At 72.6% G+C, this 24511-nt stretch carries 21 protein-coding genes; 12 read left to right on the top strand and 9 right to left on the bottom strand.

Annotated elements, in window-relative coordinates:
- Window positions 1-4 precede the first annotated feature (4 nt).
- The 5 genes from ACGFIK_RS11855 to ACGFIK_RS11835 are packed head-to-tail and all read left to right on the top strand — an operon-like array spanning window position 5 to window position 5679.
- Window positions 5-1576, top strand: a complete 1572-nt coding sequence (locus ACGFIK_RS11855; protein WP_327025991.1) for an amidohydrolase — start codon at window positions 5-7, stop codon at window positions 1574-1576.
- Complete coding sequence (locus tag ACGFIK_RS11850) at window positions 1573-3132, top strand: lysine 5,6-aminomutase subunit alpha (protein WP_327025990.1); 1560 nt, start codon at window positions 1573-1575, stop codon at window positions 3130-3132. The genes ACGFIK_RS11855 and ACGFIK_RS11850 overlap by 4 nt, the downstream gene beginning before the upstream one ends.
- Window positions 3129-3905, top strand: coding sequence for an OAM dimerization domain-containing protein (locus tag ACGFIK_RS11845; RefSeq protein WP_327025989.1), 777 nt, complete (start codon window positions 3129-3131; stop codon window positions 3903-3905). Before ACGFIK_RS11850 ends, ACGFIK_RS11845 begins: the two co-directional genes overlap by 4 nt.
- The gene (locus tag ACGFIK_RS11840) at window positions 3905-4297 is read left to right on the top strand and encodes a hotdog domain-containing protein (RefSeq protein WP_327025988.1); all 393 of its coding nucleotides are present in this window, start codon (window positions 3905-3907) and stop codon (window positions 4295-4297) included. The genes ACGFIK_RS11845 and ACGFIK_RS11840 overlap by 1 nt, the downstream gene beginning before the upstream one ends.
- Window positions 4294-5679 carry a glutamate mutase L gene (locus ACGFIK_RS11835; RefSeq protein ID WP_327025987.1) on the top strand — a complete coding sequence of 462 codons (1386 nt, stop codon included), beginning with the start codon at window positions 4294-4296 and terminating at the stop codon, window positions 5677-5679. Before ACGFIK_RS11840 ends, ACGFIK_RS11835 begins: the two co-directional genes overlap by 4 nt.
- Window positions 5680-6013: 334 nt before the next feature.
- Here ACGFIK_RS11835 and ACGFIK_RS11830 read toward each other — a convergent pair whose 3' ends face one another.
- The gene (locus tag ACGFIK_RS11830) at window positions 6014-6595 is read right to left on the bottom strand and encodes an XRE family transcriptional regulator (RefSeq protein WP_327025986.1); all 582 of its coding nucleotides are present in this window, start codon (window positions 6593-6595) and stop codon (window positions 6014-6016) included.
- Window positions 6596-6669: 74 nt separating this feature from the next.
- Here ACGFIK_RS11830 and ACGFIK_RS11825 point away from each other — a divergent pair, with 74 nt between their 5' ends.
- The 4 genes from ACGFIK_RS11825 to ACGFIK_RS11810 all read left to right on the top strand — a co-directional run bounded on the left by ACGFIK_RS11825 (window position 6670) and on the right by ACGFIK_RS11810 (window position 11417).
- Window positions 6670-8250 (top strand): bifunctional NAD(P)/FAD-dependent oxidoreductase/class I SAM-dependent methyltransferase, encoded by a 1581-nt coding sequence (locus ACGFIK_RS11825; RefSeq protein WP_327025985.1) that lies wholly within the window; start codon window positions 6670-6672, stop codon window positions 8248-8250.
- Between the two features lie 84 nt (window positions 8251-8334).
- Window positions 8335-9948, top strand: a complete 1614-nt coding sequence (gene lnt / locus ACGFIK_RS11820) for an apolipoprotein N-acyltransferase (protein ID WP_393339073.1) — start codon at window positions 8335-8337, stop codon at window positions 9946-9948.
- 32 nt (window positions 9949-9980) lie between these two features.
- Window positions 9981-10787 carry a polyprenol monophosphomannose synthase gene (locus tag ACGFIK_RS11815; protein WP_327027120.1) on the top strand — a complete coding sequence of 269 codons (807 nt, stop codon included), beginning with the start codon at window positions 9981-9983 and terminating at the stop codon, window positions 10785-10787.
- 90 nt (window positions 10788-10877) lie between these two features.
- Entirely contained in the window at window positions 10878-11417 is a 540-nt protein-coding gene (locus ACGFIK_RS11810) for an FxsA family protein (RefSeq protein ID WP_327025984.1), read from the top strand.
- Window positions 11418-11468: 51 nt separating this feature from the next.
- Here ACGFIK_RS11810 and ACGFIK_RS11805 read toward each other — a convergent pair whose 3' ends face one another.
- From ACGFIK_RS11805 to ACGFIK_RS11785, 5 genes are all read right to left on the bottom strand, one after another.
- Window positions 11469-11810 carry an RNA polymerase-binding protein RbpA gene (locus ACGFIK_RS11805; RefSeq protein WP_327025983.1) on the bottom strand — a complete coding sequence of 114 codons (342 nt, stop codon included), beginning with the start codon at window positions 11808-11810 and terminating at the stop codon, window positions 11469-11471.
- A gap of 247 nt (window positions 11811-12057) precedes the next feature.
- The gene (locus tag ACGFIK_RS11800) at window positions 12058-13236 is read right to left on the bottom strand and encodes a hypothetical protein (protein WP_327025982.1); all 1179 of its coding nucleotides are present in this window, start codon (window positions 13234-13236) and stop codon (window positions 12058-12060) included.
- Window positions 13237-13248: 12 nt separating this feature from the next.
- Window positions 13249-14286, bottom strand: a complete 1038-nt coding sequence (locus ACGFIK_RS11795) for a LacI family DNA-binding transcriptional regulator (protein WP_327025981.1) — start codon at window positions 14284-14286, stop codon at window positions 13249-13251.
- Window positions 14283-16733, bottom strand: a complete 2451-nt coding sequence (locus ACGFIK_RS11790; RefSeq protein WP_327025980.1) for a glycoside hydrolase family 3 C-terminal domain-containing protein — start codon at window positions 16731-16733, stop codon at window positions 14283-14285. The genes ACGFIK_RS11795 and ACGFIK_RS11790 overlap by 4 nt, the downstream gene beginning before the upstream one ends.
- 225 nt (window positions 16734-16958) lie before the next feature.
- The gene (locus ACGFIK_RS11785) at window positions 16959-18218 is read right to left on the bottom strand and encodes an ROK family protein (RefSeq protein WP_393339068.1); all 1260 of its coding nucleotides are present in this window, start codon (window positions 18216-18218) and stop codon (window positions 16959-16961) included.
- 373 nt (window positions 18219-18591) lie between these two features.
- Here ACGFIK_RS11785 and ACGFIK_RS11780 point away from each other — a divergent pair, with 373 nt between their 5' ends.
- Window positions 18592-20580, top strand: coding sequence for a beta-galactosidase (locus tag ACGFIK_RS11780; protein WP_327025978.1), 1989 nt, complete (start codon window positions 18592-18594; stop codon window positions 20578-20580).
- A gap of 12 nt (window positions 20581-20592) precedes the next feature.
- Here the strand turns inward: ACGFIK_RS11780 and ACGFIK_RS11775 are convergent, their stop codons facing one another.
- On the bottom strand, window positions 20593-21243 hold the full coding sequence (locus ACGFIK_RS11775; RefSeq protein ID WP_327025977.1) for a LysE family translocator: 651 nt from the start codon (window positions 21241-21243) through the stop codon (window positions 20593-20595).
- Between the two features lie 107 nt (window positions 21244-21350).
- Here ACGFIK_RS11775 and ACGFIK_RS11770 point away from each other — a divergent pair, with 107 nt between their 5' ends.
- A complete protein-coding gene (locus ACGFIK_RS11770) occupies window positions 21351-21815 on the top strand; it encodes a DUF1992 domain-containing protein (RefSeq protein WP_327025976.1) in 465 nt (154 codons plus the stop codon).
- A gap of 10 nt (window positions 21816-21825) precedes the next feature.
- Here the strand turns inward: ACGFIK_RS11770 and ACGFIK_RS11765 are convergent, their stop codons facing one another.
- Window positions 21826-22806: a DMT family transporter gene (locus ACGFIK_RS11765; RefSeq protein ID WP_327025975.1), complete on the bottom strand. Its 981-nt coding sequence runs from the start codon at window positions 22804-22806 to the stop codon at window positions 21826-21828.
- A gap of 74 nt (window positions 22807-22880) precedes the next feature.
- Here ACGFIK_RS11765 and ACGFIK_RS11760 point away from each other — a divergent pair, with 74 nt between their 5' ends.
- Complete coding sequence (locus ACGFIK_RS11760; RefSeq protein WP_327025974.1) at window positions 22881-23843, top strand: LysR substrate-binding domain-containing protein; 963 nt, start codon at window positions 22881-22883, stop codon at window positions 23841-23843.
- Here the strand turns inward: ACGFIK_RS11760 and ACGFIK_RS11755 are convergent.
- Window positions 23767-24495: a VOC family protein gene (locus ACGFIK_RS11755; RefSeq protein WP_327027119.1), complete on the bottom strand. Its 729-nt coding sequence runs from the start codon at window positions 24493-24495 to the stop codon at window positions 23767-23769. The two genes, ACGFIK_RS11760 and ACGFIK_RS11755, sit on opposite strands and share 77 nt — an antisense overlap.
- Window positions 24496-24511 lie beyond the last annotated feature (16 nt).

The following is a 24511-nucleotide window of genomic DNA, read 5'->3' as shown; positions in this document are numbered from 1 at the left end:
GGCCATGAACGAGAACCCCTCGACGTTGTTCCGCGGTGGCGTGTTGCATTGTCCGGCGGATCCTTCCGCTACGGCGTTGTTGGTGCGGGATGGGCGGATTGCCTGGTTGGGGGCGGACGCGGATGCGCCGCCGGCGGACCGGGTGGTGGACCTGGGTGGGGCGTTGGTGACCCCGGCTTTCGTGGACGCGCATGTGCATGTCAGTGACACCGGGCTGGCGTTGTCGGGGCTGGATCTGTCCGGGGTGCGGTCGGCCGGGGAGTTGCTGGACGCGGTGTCGGTGTTCGCGGCGGGGTTGCCGGCGGATGCGGTGGTGTTGGGGCACGGCTGGGACGAGTCGACCTGGGCGGTGCCGCAGCCGCCGTCGGCGGCGGAGTTGGGGCGGGCGGCCGGTGGGCGGCGGGTGTACCTGTCCCAGGCGTCGATTCATTCGGCGTTGGTGTCCTCGGCGTTGTTGGCGGCGTGTCCGCAGGCGGCGGAGGCGGTCGGGTACGACGGGTCGGGTTGGTTGCGGCTGGACGCGCACCATGTGGTGCGGGCGGCGGCGCGGGGGTCGGTGACGCGGGCGCAGCGGGTGGCGGCGCAGCGGGTGGCGTTGGCGCATGCGGCGTCGTTGGGGATCGCGGCGGTGCACGAGTGTGGTGGGCCGGAGATCTCCGACGAGGAGGATTTCACCGGGTTGTTGGCGATCTCGGGTGCCGGGGTGCCGGAGGTGTACGGGTACTGGGGTGAGTTGGGTGGTGCGGCGCGGGCGCGGGAGTTGGGTGCGGTGGGTGCCGGTGGTGATCTGTTCGCCGACGGTGCCCTGGGGTCGCGTACGGCGTTTCTGTCGGATGCGTATGTCGACGGTGTGGGCTGTGGGCACGGGTATCTGAGCGCGGAGCAGGTGCGTGATCATCTGTTGGACTGTGCGGCGCATGGGATGCAGGGCGGGTTCCATGCGATCGGGGATGCGGCGATCTCGACGGTGTTGGAGGGGTTCGCGGGGGCGGCGCGGCGGTTGGGTACGGATCGGGTGCGGGCGGCTCGGCATCGGGTGGAGCATGCGGAGGTGATGGATCGGCGGTTGATCGCCGGTTTCGTGGAGTACGGGGTGGTGGCGTCGATGCAGCCGGCGTTCGACCGGTTGTGGGGTGGTGCGGGGCGGATGTATGAGGCGCGGTTGGGGTTGGAGCGGTCGTTGGCGTCGAATCCGATGGGGGCGATGCACGGGGTGGGGGTGGCGTTGGCGTTCGGTTCGGATTCGCCGGTGACGCCGTTGGATCCGTGGGGTTCGGTGCGGGCGGCGGTGGCGCATCACAGTCCGGTGCAGCGGATGACGGTGCGGGCGGCGTTCGCGGCGCACACCCGGGGTGGGTGGCGGGCGGTGCATCTGGACAGTGAGGGGGTGTTGGCGTTGGGGGCGCCGGCGACCTTTGCGGTGTGGTCGACGCCGGCGGGGCTTCAGGGGGGTCTGCCGGTGTTGCAGGCGGAGGATCCGGAGTTGCGGGGGGCGCAGGATCCGACGCCGTTGCCGGTGTGTCAGGCGACGGTGTTGCGCGGTGATGTGATCTTTCAGCGGGAAGGGCTGTCGTGACGGGCAAGCTTGATCTGGATCCGGTGTTGGTGGCGCGGGCGCGGGAGTTGGCGCGTCGGGCGGGGCAGCCGGTGGTGGAGTTGGCGCGTAGCCACACGACGGTGTCGGTGGAGCGGGCGGTGTTGCGGTTGGCGGGGGTGGCCGGGGCGGATCCGGATGGGATTCCGTGGGTTAACCGGCTGGTGGATGCGGTGGTGGCGGATGTGGGGTTGGGGCATGGGGTGGCGGTGCCGGTGTTCGATGCCCTGGCGCGTGAGCAGATCACCGATGTGACGTTGTTGGCGCAGAAGGCGGCGGCGGGGTCGGTGCGGTTCGAGGTGCCGTCGGGGAAGGCGGCGACGGCGGCTCGGCGGGCGGCGCGTAGGGCGGTGGGTGCGGGGATTCGGTTGATCGATCGGCGGCGGGCGGAGCGGGAGCGTCTGGTGCGGCGGTTCGGTGATCCGGTGCGGCGGCCGTGGATTTATCTGATCGTGGCGACGGGGGACATCTACGAGGACATTCCGCAGGCGCAGGCGGCGGCGCGGGCCGGGGCGGATGTGATCGCGGTGATCCGGTCGACGGGGCAGTCGTTGTTGGATTATGTGCCGGAGGGGGCGACCCGGGAGGGGTTCGCTGGCACGTACGCCACTCAGGAGAATTTCCGGCTGATGCGGGCGGCTCTGGATGTGTCCTCGAAGGAGTTGGGTCGGTATGTGCGGCTGACGAATTACGCGTCGGGGTTGTGTATGCCGGAGATGGCGACCCTGGCGGGTCTTGAGCGGTTGGACATGATGCTCAACGACTCGATGTACGGGATTCTGTTCCGGGACATCAATCCGATTCGTACGTTCGTGGATCAGCGTTTCTCGCGGCAGGTGCATGCCCGGGCGGGGATCATCATCAACACCGGTGAGGACAACTATCTGACCACCGCTGATGCGGTGGATGAGGCGCACACGGTGACGGTGTCGCAGTTGCTGAACGAGTACTTCGCGCATGAGGCGGGGTTGGCGGACTGGCAGCTGGGGTTGGGGCACGCGTTCGAGATCAATCCGGATGTGCCGGAGTCGTTGCGGTTGGAGTTGGCGCACGCGTTGTTGGCGCGGGAGTTGTTTCCGGATGCGCCGTTGAAGTGGATGCCGCCGACGAAGCACATGACCGGTGACGTGTTCCGGGGGAATCTGCTCGACGGGTTCTTCAATCTGGTGGGCACGCTGACGGGGCAGGGCATTCTGCTGGTGGGGATGATGACCGAGGCGGTGGTGACGCCGTGGTTGTCGGATCGGGACATCGCTTTGCAGAACGTGCGGTATGTGCTGGGGGCGGCCGGGGGGTTGCGTGAGGATTTCGTGCCGGCGGCGGGTGGGTTCATTCAGCAGCGTGCGCACCGGGTGTTGGGTGAGGCGGTGGAGCTGTTGGAGCGCATCGGGGAGCAGTCGTTGTTGACGGCGATCGCGGAGGGCACGTTCGGGATCATGAAGCGGCCGGCGGACCGGGGTAAGGGTTTGGCCGGGGTGGCGCGGCATGAGGCGGATTACTACAACCCGGCCACGGAGATCCTGGAGCAGCCGGCATGAGCGAGGGTCGTGAGGGCGTGCCCAGCCGGGAGAAGACCGTCGTGCGGCCGTACGGGGACACCACGGGGGACGGCATGGTGCAGGTGTCGTTCACGTTGCCGGTGCCGCATGACAAGCGGGCCGAGGGTGCGGCGGTGCAGTTGGCCAACAAGATGGGGTTGGACCCGGCGATGTTGGTGCACGCCAAGCCGATCGGTGAGGGGTTCACCTTCTTCGTGGTGTACGGGCGGGTGAATCATCTGGTGGACCTGGCGAAGGTGCAGGTGGTGGAGCGGGATTTTCCGCTGCTGAGCGCCAAGGAGGTCAATGCGGTGGTGAAGCGGCGGCTGCGGCGGAAGTTGTCCGTGGTGGGGGCGTGTATCGGCACGGATGCGCACACGGTGGGCATCGACGCGATTCTGAATGTGAAGGGGATCGCCGGTGAGAAGGGGTTGGAGTATTACCGGGAGTTGAAGGTGACGAATCTGGGTGCGCAGGTGAGTGTGCCGGAGTTGGTGGAGGCGGCGCGGGCGGAGCGGGCTGATGCGGTGTTGGTGTCGCAGGTGGTGACGCAGCGGGATGCGCATCTGCACAACACCCGGGAGATGTCGGCGGCGTTCCGGGAGGCGTTGCCGGTTGACCGGCGGCCGTTGCTGATCGTGGGTGGGCCGCGGTTCGACGAGTCGATGGCGGCCGAGTTGGGGGTGGATCGGATTTTCGGTCGGGGGACGACTCCGGGTGAGGTGGCCAGTTACCTGGTCCACGCGTTGATCACGAGCAAGAGGGTGAAGTAATGACTGATTCGCGGGTCGGGTTGACGGTGACCCATCGGCGGTATGTGCCGTATTCGCATGCCCATTACGCCGGGAATCTGGTCGACGGGGCGTACGCGTTGGGGTTGTTCGGTGATGTGGCCACGGAGGTGTGTATCCGTACCGATGGGGATGAGGGTTTGTTCGCCTCCTATTCGGAGGTGCAGTTCCGGGCCCCGATCCGGGCGGGGGATGTGGTGGAGGTGGTGGCGGAGGTGACCCGGGTGGGTACCCGCAGCCGCACCATCGATTTTCAGGCGCGGGTGGTGTGTCGGGGGCGTCCGGATCGGGGTGGGTCGGCGGCGGAGGTGCTGGCGGAGCCGGTGGTGGCGGTGACGGCGACCGGCACGGTGGTCGTGCCGCCGGTGGCGTGAGGGTAGCGGTCTGCGCCGACGTGGGGTCGACGTTCACCAAGGTGTCGGTGGTGGACCTCGACGGGGGTGGTCTGGTGGCGTCGGCGGCGGCGCGTACGTCGGTGGACACGGATGTGTGGCACGGCCTGGAGGTGGCGGTCGGGGCGGCGTTGGCGGGCCGCTGGTCGCCGCAGGTGCCGTGGTTGGTGTGTTCCTCGGCCGGTGGTGGGCTGCGGCTGGCGGTGGTGGGCTATGAGCCGCTGGTGACGGCGCAGGCGGGTCGGCGGGTCGGGTTGTCGGCCGGCGCGGATGTGGTGCATGTGGCGGCCGGTCGGCTGGGTCGGGCCGAGTTGACGGCGTTGCGGGCGGCCCGCCCGGATGTGGTGTTGCTGGTCGGTGGCACCGACGGTGGGGACGCCGAGACCCTTACCCACAATGCGACCCGGTTGGCGCGGGCCCGGTTCCGGGTGCCGGTGGTGTTGGCCGGCAATGTGGCGGTCCGCGACGGGTTGCAGGAGGTGTTGGCGCAGGCGGGGGTGCCGGTGACGGTGGCCGACAACGTGTTGCCGCGGATCGGGGTGTTGGCGCCGGCGTCGGCGCGGGAGGCGATCCGTCAGGTGTTCCTGCGGCATGTCATCGGGGGTAAGCGGCTGTCGCGTGGGCGCCGGTTCGCCCGGTTGGTGCGGGCGGCCACCCCGGATGCGGTGTTGACCGGGGTGGAGGCGTTGGCGGAGCTGGCCGGGGGTGATCTGGTGGTGGTGGATGTGGGTGGGGCCACCACGGACGTGTATTCGGTGTTGACGCCGGACGAGCGGGCCAGTGGGCCGGGTCGGGAGGTGGCGGGGTCGTTGTGGCGGGCCCGCACGGTCGAGGGTGACCTGGGGATGCGGTGGAGCGCCCCGCAGGTGGTGCGGGCCGCGGTCGAGGAGCGGCTGCTGGGGGAGCCGGAGGGGGCCGAGTTGGTGGGGGAGGCGGCGCGGCGGGCCGCCGATCCGGGGTTCCTGCCTGCGGATGCGTCCGGGCGGGCGGTGGATGCGCGGATCGCGGCGTTGGCGGCGACGGTGGCGTTGCGGCGGCATGCCCGTGGGGTGGGCACGGGGGAGCGGTCGGGGCGGGATCTGCGGGATGTGCGGTTGGTGGTGGGTTCGGGTGGGGTGTTGCGGCACGCCCCGCGGGAGGTGGCCGAAGGGGTGTTGGGGGCGGTGTTGACCGATCATGCCGGTGGGTGGGCGTTGCCGCGGGCGGCGCGGCCGGTGGTGGATGTGGACTACGTGTTGGCGGCGGCGGGGCTGCTGGTCGGGGAGTATCCGGTGGCGGCCCGGGGCCTGCTGCGGCCGCTGCTCGGCCGTTCCGCCGGCGGCGACACGCCGGGGTGTGGGGGCGACTCGGCGGTGGCGGGTTGACAAGGGCGGGGGTGGGCCACGTACCGTCTTTGAGTCCTACCACGGGAAGTGGCTGTTGTTCGCTTCGTCCCTTCGTCCGCTGGCCGAGCGAGATGGTGTCGCGGCGGCCAGGTCCAGCGGGCGGGGGTCGGCGGGGCGGCGCGAACCGGCCGCGTTTACCGGTGTACGGGCAGGGTGAGATACACGGCCAGTAGACAACGGCCTGACGGGGGCAGCCAGTCGCCGTCCGGTCGGTCCGAAGGTCGAGGTGTCTCGTTCTCGCCCCACCGGCCGTGGAAGGGGCCTGGGAGCATCGGGGCGCGGCGTACGCCGCGCCCCGACTTGGTTGCCGGGGTCAGTCGGTGGCGGGTCGGGCCCGTACGTGCAGGCGTTCGCCCTGTGGGCCGAACAGGTTGAGCACCTCGACGGGTTCGGGGCCGGGGTTGCTGACGCGGTGCGGGGTGCGGGTGTCGAATTCGGCGACCTCGCCGGCTTCCAGCATCAGGTCGTGTTCGCCGAGTTGCAGGCGCAGCCGCCCGGAGAGCACGTAGAGCCATTCGTAGCCCTCGTGGGACTGAAGTCGCGTCTCGGCGGGGCTGTGTGGGGGCAGGATCTGTTTGAAGGCCTGCAGGCCACCGGGGCGGCGGGTCAGGGGCAGGAAGGTCATGCCGTGGCGGACGATCGGGCGGGGCCGGATCCGGGGGTCGCCGACGGCGGGGGCGCCGACCAGTTCGTCCAGGGGCACCTGGTGGGCGCGGGCCAGGGGCAGCAGCAGTTCCAGGGTGGGGCGGCGGTGTCCCGATTCGAGGCGGGACAGGGTGCTCACCGAGATGCCGGTGGTGTCGGCGAGTTCGCTCAGGGTGGTGCCCCGGTTCTTGCGTAGGGCCCGCAGGCGGGGACCCACCGCGGCCAGCACCACCGCCTCATCGTTTGCCATGTTGGCAACAATACTTGTCGAAGTTGGGGGTGCGGGTGGATGGTGACGCACGAAACCGACAAGGGGAGCACAAGATGGACGACAGGTACGACGTGGTGGTGGTCGGTGGTGGGGCCGCGGGCCTGGCCGGGGCGTTGACCCTGGCCCGGGCGCGCCGTTCGGTGCTGGTGGTGGACGCCGGACAGCCGCGTAACTCCCCGGCGGCCGGGGTGCACACCTATCCGGGGTTGGAGGGGATCCCGCCGGCCCGGTTGGCGGCGATCAGCCGGGAGGAGGTGACCGGCTACGGCGGGCAGTTGATGACCGGTCAGGTCACCGGCGTCGACCGGGTCGGTGAGGAGTTCACCGTAACCGTCGACGGGGGGCGGCAGGTGCGGGCCCGGCGGCTGCTGGTCACCACCGGGCTGGTCGACGAACTGCCCCCGCTGCCCGGCCTGGCGCAGCGGTGGGGCCGGGACGTGCTGCACTGCCCGTACTGCCACGGGTGGGAGGTGGCCGACAAACGGATCGCCGTGTTGGCCACCGGCCCGCTGTCGGCCCACCAGGTGCGGCTGTGGCGGCAGTGGAGTGACCAGGTGCTGTTCCTGCTGCACGACCAGCCGGCCCCGCAGGCCGAGGAAGCCGAATGGATGGCCGCCCTGGAGGTGGCGGTGGTGCCGGGCCCGGTGGCCGGGCTGAGGGTGCAGGACGACCGGCTGACCGGGGTGCGGCTGGCCTCCGGGGAGCAGGTTGACTGTGAGGTGCTGGTGGTGGCCTCCCGGCTGACCGCCCGGGCGCAGGTGCTGTCGTCGTTGGGGTTGACGGCCGAGCCGGTGGAGAGGCACGGGCAGGTGATCGGTGAGCAGGTGCCGTCCGGGCCCGCGGGTGCCACCTCCGTGCCGGGGGTGTGGGTGGCCGGCAACGTCGCCGACCTGACCGCGAAGGTGATCCCGTCCGCCGCCGCCGGGATCACGGCCGCGGCGGCCATCAACGCCGACCTGGTCGAGGCCGACACCCGGGAGGCGGTGGCGCGGCACCGGCGGCAGCGGGAGGAGGCCTTCACCGAGGCCGGGTGGGAGCAGCGGTATCAGCAGCGGCCGGCGGTGTGGAGCGGCCGACCCAATCCGCAGCTGGTGGCCGAGGTGTCCGAGGTCACCCCCGGCCGGGCCCTGGACGTGGGCTGTGGTGAGGGCGCCGACGCGGTGTGGCTGGCCGAGCGGGGTTGGCGGGTCACCGGGGTGGACATCTCCACCACCGCCCTGGAGCGGGCCGCCCGGCACGCCCGTGCGGCCGGTGAGCTCCTCGCGCAGCGCATCGAGTGGGTGCACACCGACCTGCTGCACGGCGAGGTGAAGGAAGGCGCCTACGACCTGGTGTCGGCGCAGTTCATGCACCTGCCCCCGCAGGACCGGCGGGAGTTGTACGCGCGGCTGGCTGCGGCGGTCGCCCCGGGTGGGCTGCTGCTGATCGTCGGGCATCACCCGCAGGACCTGTGGTCCCGCGCGCATCGGATGCACTACCCGGAGATGATGTTCACCGCCGAGCAGGTGGCCGCCGACCTGGACCCGCAGCGGTTCGAGGTGCTGGTGGCGCAGGCCCGGCCACGGACGGCCGTGGACCCGCAGGGTCACGAGATCTCGGTGCACGACGCCGTCCTGCTGGCCCGCCGCCGGTGAGGTCCCGCCCCGACCCTGCGGCGGCGTCACCGGCGGTCCGGCCGGTGGTACGGGCCGGGGGTCGGGGCGGGTAGCCTTCGGCGCGTGAGCGCGCCCGATTCGCCCGTGACGACCGTGGACCCTGCCGTCGCGGCCACCCCACCGTCTCGCCTGCCGGCGGTGCCGCTGCCGGTGGCGCTGGCCATGGCGGTGGCCGCCGGGTTGGCGTTGCTGCTGGCCTTCCCGCCGTACGGGTGGTGGCCGTTGGCGCCGGTGGGGGTGGCCCTGCTGGCCGCGGCCACCCACCGGCGGCGGCTGCGGGCCGGCGCCGGACTGGGGTTCGTGACCGGTGTGGCCCTGTTCGCGCCGCTGCTGTCCTGGACGAACCTGCACACCGGCTACCTGCCGTGGGTGTTGTTGTCGCTGTTGCAGGCCGCCTACCTGGCGTTGCTGGGTGCGGCCACGGCGTGGGTGTCGCCGCTGGTCGACCGGTTCCCGCGGGTGTGGCCGGTGGTGACCGGGGTGCTGTGGGTGGGTCAGGAGGCGCTGCGGGACCGCACCCCGTTCGGCGGGTTCCCGTGGGGGCGGCTCGCGTTCGGGCAGGACGGTTCGCCGTTGCTGCGTCTGGCCGCCCTGGGTGGCGCCCCCCTGGTGACCTTCGCGGTGGCGTTGGCCGGTGGGCTGCTCCTCGCCGCCGCCTGGTGGCTGGTCCAGGCCCGCCGGCAGCCCACCACGGCACGCTGGTGGGTTCCGGCCGCCGGGGCCGGGGCCGCGGTGGTGGTGCTGCTCACCACCGCGCTGCTGGTGCCGGTGGGCGGGTCCGCGAGCGGGGGGAGTGTCACGGTAGCCATCGTGCAGGGCAACGTGCCGCGCCTGGGGTTGGACTTCAACGCCCAACGGCAGGCCGTGCTCGACAACCATGTCGACGCGACGATCGAGCTGGCCGCCCAGGTCGGCGCCGGTCAGCGGGAACAGCCCGACCTGGTGGTGTGGCCGGAGAACTCCTCCGACATCGACCCGTTGCGTAACCCGGCCGCCGGGGCTCGGATCTCGGTCGCCGCGGACGCCATCGGGGTACCGATCCTGGTGGGGGCGGTGTTGTCCGGTCCGGAGCCGGGGCAGGTGCGCAACGCGGGGCTGCTGTGGCGTCCCGGGGTGGGCCCGGATTCCGACCAGCTGTACATCAAGCGGCATCCGGTGCCGTTCGCCGAGTACGTGCCGATGCGGGATCTGGCCCGCATGGTGAGCAAGCAGGTCGACCGGGTACGCGCCGACTTCGTCGCCGGCACCGAGCCGGGGGTGGTGCGTACCCCGGCGGTGGTGCTCGGTGACGTGATCTGCTTCGAGGTCGCCTACGACGGGCTGGTCCGGGACACCGTGACCGGTGGGGCCCAGCTGCTGGTGGTGCAGACCAACAACGCCACCTTCGACGAGGCCGAGGCCCGTCAGCAGTTGGCCATGGTGCGGTTGCGGGCCGTGGAACACGGCCGACCCGCCCTGATGGCCTCCACGGTCGGGGTGTCCGGGTTCGTCACCCCCGACGGGCGGGTAAGCGATGCGACCGGGTTCAACACCCGCGCGGTCGTGGTGCGGCAGCTGACCCTGAGCGAGGGGCGCACCCTGGCCACCCGGATCGGGGTGCTGCCGGAGGTGCTGCTGGCCGGGCTGGCCGTGGTGGCGCTGGCCGGCACGGTGGTGCTGCGGCGGCGACCCGTTTAGATCCGCACGCCGGCACGAGGGAGGCAGCGGTGATGCAGAAGACCGACATCCGTCCGGCGACGAACGAGGTACCCGGGGTGGGCCGGGTCCTGGTGGTGATCCCCACCTACAACGAGGCCGACAACCTGTCCACCATCGTGGGTCGGGTCCGGCGGGCCGCCCCGCAGGTGGAGGTGCTCGTCGCCGACGACAACAGTCCCGACGGCACCGGCGACATCGCCGAGGACCTGGCCCGTGGCGACCGGCAGGTGCATGTGCTGCACCGGGAAGGCAAGCAGGGCCTCGGCGCGGCCTACCTGGCCGGGTTCGGGTGGGCGCGGCGGCGGGGGTTCAACGCCGTGGTGGAGATGGACGCCGACGGCTCCCACGACCCGCAGGACCTGCCGGCGCTGCTGGCCGCCGCCGCGGACGCCGACCTGGTGATCGGGTCCCGGTGGACCCGGGGGGCCCGGGTGCTGAACTGGCCGCTGCGGCGGCTGCTGCTGTCGCGGGGCGGCAACCTGTACGCGCGGCTGGCGTTGGGGATGCCGGTGGCCGACGCCACCGGCGGCTACCGGGTCTACCGGTCGAGTCTGCTGGACCTGCTGGACCTGGAGTCGGTGTGCTCGCAGGGCTACTCCTTCCAGGTGGAGTTGTGCCGGTTGGCGCATCGGGCCGGGGCCCGGATCACGGAGGTGCCGATCACCTTCGCGGAGCGGGAACGGGGCGCCAGCAAGATGAGTCCGCTGATCGTGGTCGAGGCGTTGTGGCGGATCACCGGGTGGGCGTTCGACGACCGGCGGGCGGCCGTGCGGCACGGGTGGCGGGCGGTCACGGCGGGGCAGGCCCGGTGGCCCTGAGTCGGGTCGTGTCATGCTGGAGGTACGCGGACGGCTGCGCCGCCCCGGCCAGCCGCCGACGATGACACGCCATACGGCGGATGGGGTGATATGCGCCGGACACTGCGGTTCGTACCGTTGGCCCTGCTGGTTTCCGTGCTCGTGGAGCTGGCCGTGTTCGTGCTGGTGGGCCGGGCGGTCGGCTTCGGCGCGGCGACCCTGATGGTGTTCGCGGCGTCGCTGCTCGGCATGGTGTTGCTGCGGCGGGAGGGCATCCGCGCCTGGCGGGGGTTCCGGGAGGCCGCGCAGTCCGGTCGGCCGCCGGGTCGGCAGGTGACCGACGGGCTGGTGGGTCTGCTCGGTGCCCTGCTGTTGGCGACCCCCGGTCTGGTCAGTGGCCTGGTGGGGCTGGTGTTGCTGGTGCCGCCGGTGCGGCGGCTGGCCTGCGGCGGCGTGCAGCGGACCGCGGAGCGTCGGGTGTCCTCGATGACCGCCGGTGACCTGTTCGGGCCCCGCCGGGTGCGGGTGTACCGGGGTGCCCCCCAGCCGGGGCAGACCACCCCGGCCGAACCGGCCGCACCGCCGCCATCGGCTCCGCCGGTGGCCGACGCGGGTCGGGCCATCGAGGGTGAGATCGTGGAACCACGCTGACAAAACACGCCCCCGGGAGATCAACTCCCGGGGGCGTTTTCGTCGGATCGGTCAGGCGCGACCGCGGCGGGTGCGGACCTCCTGCAGCCGCTCTTCGAGGATGTCCTCCAGCTCGGCGATCGAACGCCGCTCCAGCAGCATGTCCCAGTGGGTACGCGGCGGCTTGGCCTTCTTCTGCTCCGGCTCGGTGCCGTCGACCAGCCGGGCCACGCTGCCGTCGAACTTGCACTCCCAGGTGGTGGGCACCTCGGCGTCGACGGCGAACGGAACCTCGAACTGGTGACCCTTGGCGCACAGGTACTCGCGGGTCTGCCGCGGCGCGAGCTCCGTGTTGCGGTCGGATTCGTAGCTGACCGCGCCCAGTCGGCTACCGCGGAGCATACGCTCGCCCATGATCGACTTCCCCTCTTCGGTGGTGCTGGTCCTGTCGGTGTAACGGTCCGCCGTCGTCGGGCCATTCCCGCAGCCACGTCTGGACGGCCCGCTACCCGCGGGTGCGCAGTCAAGGGTAACCGGCCACAGCAGCCGCCCGGCGGGGTCCGCCCCGGCCGGGTCGTGGCGGCGGACCGCCGCCGTCAGCGCAAATGGTAGCCCGACCCGCCGCCGAGGCGACGGCACGCCTCGCCACCGGAAGAACCGGTCAGCCTGCGGAGACGTTGCGGGTCAGGGCGGTGGCCAACTCGGCTACCTGACCGGCCAGTTGGGCGACCCGCTGACGGGCCTCGTCCCGGTCCGCCTCGACCGTCCGCAACAACTGCGCCTGCCGCACCGCCCGACCGTCGGCCTCCGCCGCCGCCTGCTGCCCGGCGGCCACCTCGGCGCGCAGGGCCTCCACCCGGGCCACCGCGGCGGCCAGATCGGCCCGCAACGAATTCGTGTCGGCCAGGGCGGCCGCCAGATCCAGGCCGACCTGCCGGGCGGTGGCCTGCGCCCGCTGCCGGTCCGCCTCGGCCTGGGCCCGGGCCTGCTGCGCCTGATCGAGGTCGGCGCGTACCGCGGTCAGCCGCGCGGCCAGATCCTCGGCCTCGGTACGCAACTGGGCCAGGTCGGCCTGGGCCTGCTGCGCCTTCGCCCGGGACTGTTCCACCTCGGAACGCAGCGCCTCGACCCGGGCGGTGGCCTCGGCGGCGGAGACCTCCGCCCGGTGGGCCTCGGCCCGGGCGGTGTCCCGTTCGGCGACCAGGGCGGCGCTGCGCCCCCGCTCGGCGTCCGCCTCCGCCCGCAGGGCCGCCACCTGGGTGCGGGCGGAGTCCCGGTCGGTCTCGGCCTGGGTCCGCAGGGCCTCGGCGGCGACCGCGGCCCGGCGGGCGGTGTCCCGGTCGGCCTGCGCCTGCGCGGCCCGCGCGTCGGCGTCCTCCGCCCGCTGCACGGCCTGGTCGGCCTCGGCGCGGGCGGTGTTTCGGTCGGCGGTGGCGGCCTGGGCCTGCCGCCGGTCCCGCTCGGCCCGGGCGGCGGCGTCCTCGGCCGCCCGGATCGCCTCGTCCCGTTCGGTCTGCGCGGCCGCGACCGCGGCGGCGGCATCCGCCCGGACCTGGGCCAGTTGCCGTTCCACCCCGGCGGGGGACAACTCGGCGTGCAGGGCCTCGGTCAGGGTCTGCACGATCTGGTCGAGGCGGTCCACCGCCTCCCAGGTGCGGGCCACCTGACCGGGCAGACCGGGGGCGTTGCGGTGGCGCATCCGGCTGTTGCGGGAGGCCCGCTGGCAGGCGCCGTCGTTGTCCCGGCAGTAGCGGAAGGGCCGACCGGCGCCGGCCCGCTGCGGCACGTCGGCACCGCAGTGGGCGCAGGGGCGGGTGTCGGTGGCGGGCTCGGCGTCCATCGAACGGGCAGTCTAGTGGCCCGCCCGGGCGGTGCTGTCGCGTACGGTCAGCCGGGGCGGCAGCAGGGTGACCTCCGGTACGGGCTCGTCGCGCAGTTTGCCCATCACCAGGGACACCGCCTGCCGGCCGATCTCCTCCGCGGGCACCGGCACACAGGTCAGCCGGGGGCTGGCGTGTTCGGCGAACTGCTCCGGGCAGACCGCCACCACGGACACCTCCTCGGGCACCCGGCGTCCCAGGGCGGCCAGGGCCGCCTGCATCGGCCCGACCGCGGCCTCGTTCTGCACGATCAACGCGGAGATGTCCGGGTGGCGGGCGAACAACCCGACCACCCGGTGGTGGACGTCGGCGGCGTTCTCCTCGCAGGGCAGGGTCACCGCCTCCACCCCGTGGCGGGCCGCCGCCTCGATCACCCCGGCCCGGGTGCGGTGGGCGAACCCGGTGCCCCGGTCGTAGACGGCGGCCGGGGCACCGAGCAGGGCGATCCGCCGGTGACCGAGCCCCGCCAGGTGCTCCACGCACAGCTGCCCCGCCCGGTGGAAGTCCAGGTCCACACAGGTCAACTCGCAGGTGTCGGCGGGCAGGCCGATCAGGACGCTGGGGCGCCCCAACTGCCGCAGCAGCGGCACCCGCACGTCGTGCAGCTCCACATCCATCACCAGCACCCCGTCGACCAGGGCACCGGCGGCGATGCGGCGCAGCCCCTCCGGGCCCTCGTCGGAGGTGAGCAGCAGCACGTCGTGGTCGTGGCGGCGGGCCGAGGTCACCACCGCGGTGGCGAACTGCATCACCACCGGCACCTGGATGCCGGAGCGCAGCGGCAGCACCAGCGCGATCACGTTGGCCCGGCGGCTGGCCAGGGCCCGGGCCCCGGCGTTGGGGTGGTAGCCGAGCACCCGGATGCTGGCCAGCACCCGGGCCCGGGTCACCTCGGAGATGGCCCGTTTGCCGCTGAGCACGTACGACACCGTGCTGACCGCCACCCCGGCGTGCCGGGCCACGTCGGCGATGGTCGGCTGCCCGGAGGCGATCCGTCCGCGCCCGCTCACCGGGCCCCGCTCGTGCTGGGCAGCCGCGAGGACGACGACAGGGTCTCACCGCGTACGGCCACGATTCCGGTGAGCCGCACATCGGTGGCGGAACGTCCGACCAGGACGGTGTGGGTGGCGTCCTCCACCACCTGGCGGCCCTGTTCGGCGTCCCACCAGCCCAGCTCGGCGCTGCGCAGCCGCAGGGTGACCGTCGCGCACTCCCCGGGTGCCAGGGTGACCCGGGTGAAGTCCCGTAGCTGCCGCAGCGGCTGCTTGACCCGGGAGCGGCGCTGCCGGGTGTAGAGCTGCACCACCTCCTCCCCGGCCCGCTCGCCGGTGTTGGTGATGTCCACCCGCACCTCGATGTCCGTGCCGACCGGCACGGTCGTGGCGTTCAGCCGCAGGTTGGTGTAGTCGAAGCGGGTGTAGGACAGGCCGTGTCCGAAGGGGTACAGCGGCTCACCCCGGTAGTACAGGTAGGTGAAGTCGGCGCCGATCACGTCGTAGTCGAGCAGGTCGGGAAGCTCGGCGGTGTCGGCGTACCAGGTCTGGGTCAGCCGGCCTCCCGGGTCGGCGTCGCCGAGCAGCACCTCGGCCAGGGCGTTGCCGTGTTCCTGCCCGCCGTGCGCCGACCAGATCACCGCCGGCAGGTGCTGTTGGGCCCAGCCGATCGCGTACGGGTAGCTGCTGGTCAGCACCAGCACGGTACGCGGGTTGGCGGCGTACACGGCGCGCAGCATCGCCTCCTGCCGGGCCGGCAGGGCCAGGTCCACCCGGTCCTCGGTCTCCCGCCCGTTGACCATCGGGTGGTTGCCCAGCGCCACCACGGCCACGTCGGCGGCGGCGGCCAGGGCGGCGGCCTCGGCCGCCCCGTCGACGCCGAGTTCGATGCCGAAGGCGGTGCCGGCCTGCGGGCCGTGACCGTCGACCCGTAGCCGTCCCTCGGTGTCGAGGGTGACGTACCGGTCGGTGGCCAGGTGCCGCAGCAGCACCGTGCCGTCGGGCAGCGGGTCGAACTGGAAGGTCTCCCGCACCACCCAGCCACCGGGCCCGGGGCGGTCGTTGACCAGCACCCCTTCGTCGTCGGCGCCGACATGGCGGCCGTTGCCGACGGCCCGCAGGGCCACCGTGTCCCGGCCCCAGTCGAACACGTCGAACCAGGTGGGTTCGGTCCCGAGGGTCAGCGGGCCACCGGCGGGGTCCTCCGGGCAGCCCACGTAGCCCTGGGCGGCCACCCGCAGGGCGATCCGGTCGGTGCCCGGATGGGTGGTGACCTGCGGCGTGCGGGCGGCCAGGGCCTCGCGCAGGGTCACCCCGTACGGCAGGGTGCCGCTGTACCAGTCGGCGTGGACGGTGTCGGCCAGGGGGCCGAGCACGGCGATGCGTGGTGGTGCGGCCAGGGGCAGCAGCCCTTCGTTGCGCAGCAGCACCACGCTCTGGCGGGCGGTCTCCCGGGCCAGTCGGCGGTGCGCCGGGCAGTCGATCACCTCGGTGGTGGTCGTGGCGTACGGGTCGTGCTGCGGGGGGTCCAGGTCACCCAGCCGCCAGCGCAGGGTGAGGATGCGTCGTACCGCCCGGTCCACCTCCGCCGCACTGATCAGTCCCTGCCGCAGGGCCTCGGTCAGGCGGGCCTGGGTGGGTTCGCTGTCGGTGTCGTCCTCGGTGAAGCTGTCGATGCCGGCGTGCAGGGCGGCGGCGAAGCCGTTGACGTGGTCGGGCAGGTGGCCCTGCACCCCGGCCAGGTTGCTGACCGCTCCCGCGTCGCCGACGACCAGCACCTCCCCGGGCGCCCACCGGCGCAGCTCGGTCTCGATCAGGGGGCTCAGGTGTGCCGGCACCCCGTCGACCAGGTTGTAGGAGGCCATCGCGGCGACCGCGGCCCCGGCGGCGATGGGGGCGCGGAAGGCCGGTAGTTCGTACTCGTGCAGCACCCGGGGCGGCAGGTCGCTGGAGGTGGTGGCCCGGTCGGTCTCGTTGTTGTAGGCCAGGAAGTGTTTGACCGTGGGGGCGGTGCGTAGCCGCTGCGGGTGGTCACCGCGCAGCCCCTGGGCGTATGCGGTGGCCAGGGTGCCGGTCAGCCACGGATCCTCCGACCAGCCCTCCTCGTTGCGTCCCCAGCGGGGGTCCCGCAGCGGATTGACCACCGGCGCCCAGACGTTGAGGCCGACCCGGTGCGGGTCGGCGTGGTGTTTGGCGCGTACCTCCTCGCCGATGGCGACCCCGACGGCCCGCATCAGCTCGGGGTTCCAGGTGCTGGCCAGGCCGATCACCTGGGGGAAGACGGTGGCCGTTCCCAGCCAGGCGACACCGTGCAGCGCCTCGGTGCCGGTACGGAAGCCGGGCAGGCCGAGCCGGGGCACCGGCGCCTGCCACTGGTGCAGCAGACCGATCTTCTCCGGCAGGGTCAGCTGGGCGACCAGGTCGTCGACGCGTGTCTGGGGGGAGGGCGTGCTGCGGTCGGTCATGGTGGTTCGCCTTCCAGTGCCCGGCACGCCGAGGGTCGAAGCGCTTCGACGACCGTCGGCCGAGCGGCATCGCAGGTCAGGGTGGGATGACGGTCGTCGGCCCGGACGCTGGTGAAGCGCTTCGACAAACCGTGGAAAGCAAGCCGCCCCGGGTGCCCGAGCGGAGCGGCTCGCTTCGAGGTTGGCACCCGGGACGGGTCCGGTCAAGACTCGACCGTGGTGGGGTCAGCGGGCCGGCAGGCGTCCGGCTTCGACCCCGGCCAGGGCGGCGGTGGCGCCACCCAGCGCCGCCGCGGTGTCCAGGGTGGAGGCGTCCAGCCGGCAGCCACCGGCGCCGGGGGCGTGCGCGCGGGCGGCCAGCCCGGACCGGGCCGCCGGCAGCAGCCAGGGGGCCAGGGTGGCTAGGTGGTCACCGACCACCACGGCCTCCGGGTTGAGCAGGTCCACCAGGACGGCCACCCCCCGCCCCAGGTGTCGGCCGATCTCGGCCAGCCCGCTGAGTACGGCGGGATCCTCCTGCCGGGCCAGCGCCACGATCCGCTGCACCTCCGGCAGGTAGTCGGTGACCGGGCCGTCGGCCTCGACGTCGGGCAGCAGTCGGCGTACCACCGCGGGCAGGCCGACCAGGGCGGTCAGGCAGCCCCGGTTGCCGCAGGAACACGGCGGGCCGGCGGGGTCCAGGCACAGATGGCCGATCTCGCCGGCGAAACCCCGCCCGCCGCGCAGCAGCCGGCCGTCGGCGATGATGCCGGCGCCGACGGCGAGGCCGCCGGTCAGGTGCACCAGGTCGGCGGTGCCGGCGTGACCGCCGTGCCGCTGTTCGGCCAGGGCGGCCAGGTTGGCCACGGTGTCGACACCGATGGTGAAGGCCGGTTCCCGCAGGGCGGCGCGCAGGTCGGCCGTGACCGGGACCTCCTGCCAGCCCAGCGCGGTGGCCGCCGGCACCGTGCCGGCCGGGTCGACCAGTCCGGGCACCCCGACGGTGAGGCCCAGCACGGTACGGCCCTGGGCGGAGACCCGCCCGATCGCGCGGCGGGCCAGGGCGGCCAGCGCGCGCAGGGTCTCGGCGGGGGGGACCGTGCCGGGGGTGAAGGCCCGCCGCCAGGTCAGCAGGCGGTTGCCGGCCAGGTCGATGGCGACCGCGACGAGTTCGTCGGCGCCGATCTGCAGGCCCAGGGCGGCGTACGGTTCGCCGTCGAGCACCAGCATGGTCGCGGGGCGGCCGACCCGGTTCTCGGTCAGCCCGATCTCGCGTAGCAGCCGCTGGTCGATCAGTTCGGCGACCAGGCTGGAGACGGTGGCCTTGTTCAGCCCGGTACGCGCGGCGATGTCGGCTCGGGAACAGGGGGCGTGCAGACGGACGTGTCGCAGCACGACCGCCCGGTTGGCGACCCGCACGTCACCGAGGTCGGTCGGCTGCGGCTCGCTGTGGATGCTGATCACGATCTGCCCGCTCTCTGCGCCGGTGTCGCGGCGTGCGTTCATCATCGCGTACCGCCTGGCGGGGCCGGGCACGCCACCGGCCGCGCTGACTCTTGCCTGTCCTGGGACGGATCGTCGTCGATCGGTCTATTCGATTGGAAACCCAACTAATGCTAGTCGTGGCGCCGGTCGCCGCAAACTCCTCGCCGGCCCCGGTGGGCGGCCCCCTGCGGCTCGGCCGGGCGGGGTGCGGGCACTGGTGGCGGGTACGGCATCGGCGGCTCCTCGAACGACAGCTCAGGGGTGTCGACAGTTTCTTTAACTTTCCAACGAACTGTCAACGACATGGCCGGTCCCGGAAGTATCGGTCGTGTTTGACATGGGCAAATCCGCTCCCTAGTTTGGACGGGCCGCAAACTAAGTGGACGGTGGTGGCATGTTCGACGACGGTCGGCTCTGCTTCGGCGGCGACTACAACCCGGAACAGTGGCCGCCGTCGGTGTGGGCCGAGGACATCGCCCTGATGCGCCAGGCCCGGGTCAACCTGGTCACCGTCGGGGTGTTCGCCTGGTCCCGCCTGGAACCGGCCCCCGGCCGGTACACCTTCGACTGGCTGGACCAGGTGCTCGACCTGCTGCACGCCGGCGGCGTCCGGGTAGCGCTGGCCACCCCGACCGCCTCCCCACCGCCCTGGTTCTCCACGGCCCACCCGGGAGCCCTGCCGGTCACCGCCGAGGGGGTACGCCTGCACCACGGCAGCCGGGACACCTACTGCGCCGCCGCACCGGCCTACCGCGCCGCCGCGCTCCGCATCGCCGGCGCCCTGGCCGACCGGTACGCCCACCATCCGGCCCTGGCCCTGTGGCACGTGCACAACGAGTACGGCACCATCTGCCACTGCGAACACACCGCCCAGGCGTTCCGCCGCTGGTTGGCCGACCGCCACGGTGATCTGACCGCCCTCAACGAGGCCTGGTGCACCAGCTTCTGGAGCCAGCACTACAGCGACTGGGCGCAGATCAGCACCCCCCGCGCCACCCAGTACCTGGCCAACCCCGGTCACCTGCTCGACTTCCGCCGCTTCTGGTCGGACACCCTGCTGGCCGCCTACCGGGAGCAGCGGGACCTGCTGCGCGCCGCCAACCCGGCCCTGCCGATCACCACCAACTACGTGCTCGGCGACTGGGTGCCGGTCGACCACGCCCGGTGGGCCGGCGAGGTGGACCTGGTAGCGGTCGACCACTACCCCTCGGCGGTCGACATCGGCGCGGAGGAACAGACCGCCCTGGTCGGTGACCTGGCCCGGGGCTGGGCCCGGCACGGCGGCCGGGCCCCCGCCGGGGCCTGGCTGTTGATGGAGAGCGCCCCCGGTCACATTCAGACCCCCGGGCGGATGCACACCAGAGAACCCGGCCGGATGTTGCGGCACAGCCTGGCCCATGTCGCCCGAGGCTCGCGGGGGGCGATGTTCTTCCAGTGGCGGGCCCCCACCGGCGGCGCGGAACGTTTCCACTCCGCGTTGGTGCCCCATGTCGGCCCGGACAGCCGGGTCTTCCGGGAGGCGAGGGCACTCGGCGCCGCCCTGCAACAACTCGGCGAGGTCGAGGGGAAAGTCGAGGCCAGCGTGGCGCTGGTGGTGGACGCCGCCAGCGGATGGGCGCTGCACCACCCCGGCCTGCCCTCACCCCGGCTCGACCACCAGCAGGAGACCGCCGCCGTGCACCGGGCCCTCTGGCACGCCGGGTACGGCTGCGACATCCTGCCGCCCGGCGACCCCCTGGACGGCTATCGGCTGCTGATCCTGCCCGCCCTGTACCTGGTCGACGACGCCACCGCACAGTGGGTCCGCGAGTATGTCGCCGCCGGGGGGCACCTGCTGGCCACCTACCTCAGCGGGGTAGCCGACGAACACGCCCGGGTGCGCCTCGGCGGCTACCCGGGCGCACTGCGTGACCTGCTCGGGATGTGGGTCGAGGAGTTCCACCCGCTGGCCGAGCAGGACCAGGTACGGCTGCGCGGCGGGGGGAGCGGGCGGATCTGGGCGGAGTCGCTGCGGCTGACCGGCGCGCAGGTGATCGACGCGTACGCCGACGGGGTGCTCGACGGCCGACCGGCCGTCACCCGGCACCGGGCCGAGGCGGGCACCGCCTGGTACCTCTCCACCCGACCGGACGAGGACACCTACCGGCGGCTACTGGACGAGGTGGCCCGGAGCGCCGGTGTCACCCCGGTCTGCCCGGGCGCACCGGCAGGGGTCGAGGCGGTCCGGCGGCGCGGCGAGCACGGAAGTTGGCTGTTCCTGTTCAACCACACCGATCTGCCGCAGCAGGTGCCGGCCCGCGGCACCGACCTGCTCACCGCCACCGGGGTCGACGAGGCGGTGCGGTTGTCACCGGGTGGTGTGGCCGTACTGCGCGAGCACTGACCCCCGGCAGGGTCAGGGGACCGCGACCGCAGCGCGAGAACGGTCGGCGGCGATGCGTACGGCCAACGCCGCCAGCACCGTCCCGGTCAGCAGTCGCTGCACCCGCAGCCACACCGGTCGCCGGGCCAGGAAACCGGCCAGGCCACCGGCGGTGAGCACGATCATCGCGTTCACGGTCAACGCCACCGCGATCTGGGTGGACCCCAGCAGCAGACTCTGCACCGCCACGCTGCCCCGAGCGGGGTCGATGAACTGGGGCAGCAACGACACGTACAGGATGGCGATCTTGGGGTTGAGCAGGTTGGTGACCAGTCCCATGGTGAACAGCCGACGGTTCGGGTCCGCCGGCAGCGGAGCCGGGGTGAAGGGCGAGTGCCCACCCGGACGCATCGCCTGCCACGCCAGCCACAACAGGTAGGCCGCCCCGGCCAGCTTCACCGCCGTGTACAGCGCCGGCACCAGCACGAACACGGTGGCGATGCCGGCCACCGCGGCGGCCAGGTAGACCGCGAACCCGGCGGCCACCCCGAGCAGTGACACCAGCCCGGCGCGTCGCCCCTGGGTCACCGACCGGGACACCAGGTAGACCATGTTCGGTCCCGGGGTGAGCACCAACCCCAGAGCGACGAGTGCGATGCCGATGATCCCCGCGGTGCTCACCATCACCGTTCCCCCGTTCTCAGTCCTCCTCGGAGCCTAGTGCGCCCGCCGCCGGACCCCGGCACCCGTGGTCGGGTGCGCGTTACCGTGGGTGGGGGAGGTGGCGGGGGATGGACGGCTGGCAGGCCTCGGTCGAGGCGCAGATCCGCTCGGCCCAGGAACGGGGCGAGTTCGACAACCTGCCCGGTGCGGGCAAGCCGATCCCCGGGCGGGGTCTGCCCTACGACGAGTCCTGGTGGCTCAAGAGCTTCCTGGAGCGCGAGCAGCTGCCGACCGACCTGCTGCTGCCCACCCCGCTGCTGCTGCGCCGCCGCATCGAACACCTTCCCGACGAGGTGCGTGAGCTGCCCACCGAGCAGTCCGTACGGACCTGTGTCGCCGACCTGAACGCCGAGATCCTGGCGTGGCTGCGCAACCCCACCGGGCCGCGGGTCGTGCTGCGTCCGGTCGACGCCGACGAGGTGGTACGCCGCTGGCAGGTCGATCGGGCCGCCGCCGGGCCCACCCCGGCGGCCACGGCGGCCGCCCAGTCGTCCCGGCGTGGCTGGTGGCGTCGCGGTCGCGCGGGCACGTGAGCGTCCTGCCCTAGGAGTTGAGGGTCGCCACTGCCCGCTCCCGACCGGGGTGGAACTCGGGCTCGGCGCGATCGGGGTCAGGGTCGGCTCGGCGGGTGCGGCGCAGTTGCAGGACGGCGACGCTGGACAGCACCAGGGTGCCACCGAGGAGCTGGACCGGGGTCAGCGACTCACCCAGGATCAGGGTTGCCAGGGCGGCGGTGACCACGGGTTCGAAGGTGGACAGGATCGCCGCGGTCGACGGGCCGGTGCGTTTGAGCCCGGCGAAGAAGGTCAGCATCGCCACGACGGTGGAGAGCACGGCGATGCAGGCCAGCCAGACCCATCCCGACGCACCGAAGTCGAGGTCGACCCCGCCGGTGAGCAGGGCACGCACCCCCAGGGTGCCGGCGGCGCCGGTCATCACCAACACCGACAGCACCACCGGGGCCAGCCGGTGCACCACGGTGTCGGCGACGAGGATGTAGACGGTGTAGGTGATCGCGGAGGCGAAGGCCAGCAGGGCCCCGAGGGGATGGAAGCTCACCCCACCGGCACCGAGCAGGACCAGCAGGGTGCCGACCGTGGCGGCGGCCAGGGCGACACCGCGGGTGGGGGTCAGCCGGTCACGACCGAGGGACACCGCCGCCACGGTCACCATCACCGGGTAGGTGTAGAGGATCAGGGCCAGCAGGGACGCGTCCATCAGTTCCAACGCGGAGAAGAACAGGCTGGCCTGGGTGGCGTACCCGATGGCACCCAGGCCGACGGCGATGGCCAGCACCCGCCCCCGGGTCATCGGCCGGACGGGCTTGTCGCCGCCGCGCAGGTCCGGTCCCCGACGGCGTAGGCCCGGCCGCACCAGCAGCATCATCCCCAGCAGGACGGCGGCCAGGCTGAAGCGCACCAGCAGCAACGCGGCCGGTGGCACCCCGGCGTCGTACGCGAGCTTCCCGAAGATCGCCATCGCGCCGAAGCAGGCCGCGGAGAGAAGACACAGTGCTGCACCCATGGCTGCCAATGATCTTGAGACTGACCCCTCAGGTCCAGTGATGATTCCCGTAGCTGAATCATTAGGATTCCCGCATGATCGAAATGGATCTTCGTCGGCTGCGGTTCCTGCGGGAGTTCGAGGAGCGCGGCACCCTGGCCGCCGTCGCCGCCGCCCTGGGCTACAGCCCCTCCACGGTGTCCCAGCAGCTGACCCTGCTGGAGAAGGAGGTCGGCGCCCGGTTGCTAGCCCGGGCCGGGCGGGGGGTACGGCTCACCGACGCCGGGCGACTGCTGGTGCAGCACGCCCGGGTGCTGCTGTCGGCGGCCGAGGCGGCGGCGGCCGACCTGGCGGCCCTGGGCGACCAGGTCCGGGGCACCGTACGCGCCGGCGGCCTGCAATCGGCGGCCCGGCGCCTGCTGGTGCCTGCCCTGGTACGCCTGCGGGCCGACAATCCGCAGATCCGGGTGGAGATCTTCGAGTTGGAACTGGAACAGTCGCTGCCCGGTCTGCGGCTGGGGGCGGTGGATCTGGTCATCGGGGACGAGTACGACGGTCACCCCCGCCCCCGCCCGGCCGGACTGCGTTTCACCCTCCTGCTGGAGGAACCCCTGAAGATCGTGCTGCCGGCCGACCACCCGCTCGCCCGCCCCGGGGGTCCCGTAGCGGTGGCCGAGCTACGCACCGCCATCTGGACCGCCTCGGCCGAGGGCACCGGTCACCACGCCATGGTCGTCGGCACCTGCCGCGCCCTGGGTGGTTACGAACCCGACCTGCGGCATCGCGCCAGCGACGCCGACGTGCAACTGGAACTTGTCCGTACCGCCGGGGTGGTCTCGCTGATGCCGGCCCTCACCCTGCCCGACGGCGACCCCACCCTGGCCATCCGGGACATCACCGAGACCACCCTGAACCGGCGGCTGGTCGCGGTCACCCGCGACACCCCACCCCCGCCGGCCCTCACTACCCTCCTGGCGGCCGTCATCGACCAGGTGCACCGACTTCAGCCGAGGTGGTCACCGCTGTCGGCCCGGACAGGGCTGCCGCAAGGTCGGTAGCGGCCTCATACGCAGCAGCGGCCCGTACGGTTTCGTCCGCGCTCAGAGCGACACGGTCGACGCGGGCCAGCATCTCGGCCGCCGTGGTCGGATCGTTCAGGACCATCGCCACCTCAGCGCGGTAGACGAGCGCCTCCACCAACGCGACCGGGTCGTCATCCGGCTCGGGATGGGCCAATGCGCTGTCGAGAATCCGGGCCTCCTGTCGGGCGTCTCCTCTGGAGTCGGCCTGCACGACGGCGTTCGCCATCGCCTTGCCCAGCCGCCCGGTCGGCGCCGGCGCGGGGGAGGCCGGGGTGTTCTGGAAGAAGCGGATCCAGTTGCCGCCTGGATCGATGACGCTGAAGCCGCTCAGCCCGTCGGCGTTCTTCCGCGCCCGGGGCCGGGTCATCCGCGGCGTCCCGGAGACCAACACCTTGCCGTACGCGGCGCGCATGCCCGCCGCGAAAGCCCGGTACAGCTGTCCCGTGTCGGAGGTCAGCACGATGCACGAACCGTAGGACTGCGCCGGATCGAACCCCGCGATCTCGAAGAACTGCAGATTCAGATCTTCACGTTGTAACCCCACGGCCGGGTGGGCTTTGCGCTGCTGGTACGTGGTGTGGAAACCGAGCACCGCGTAGAAGGCCCGGCGCTTGGGTAGCTGCCCCAGCCCGCCAAATCTTTGA

Source organism: Micromonospora sp. NPDC048871 (assembly GCF_043198155.1).
Classification (GTDB): domain Bacteria; phylum Actinomycetota; class Actinomycetes; order Mycobacteriales; family Micromonosporaceae; genus Micromonospora.
The sequence above is the reverse complement of the archived record's forward strand: the minus strand, read 5'-3'. Positions and strand labels throughout refer to the sequence as shown.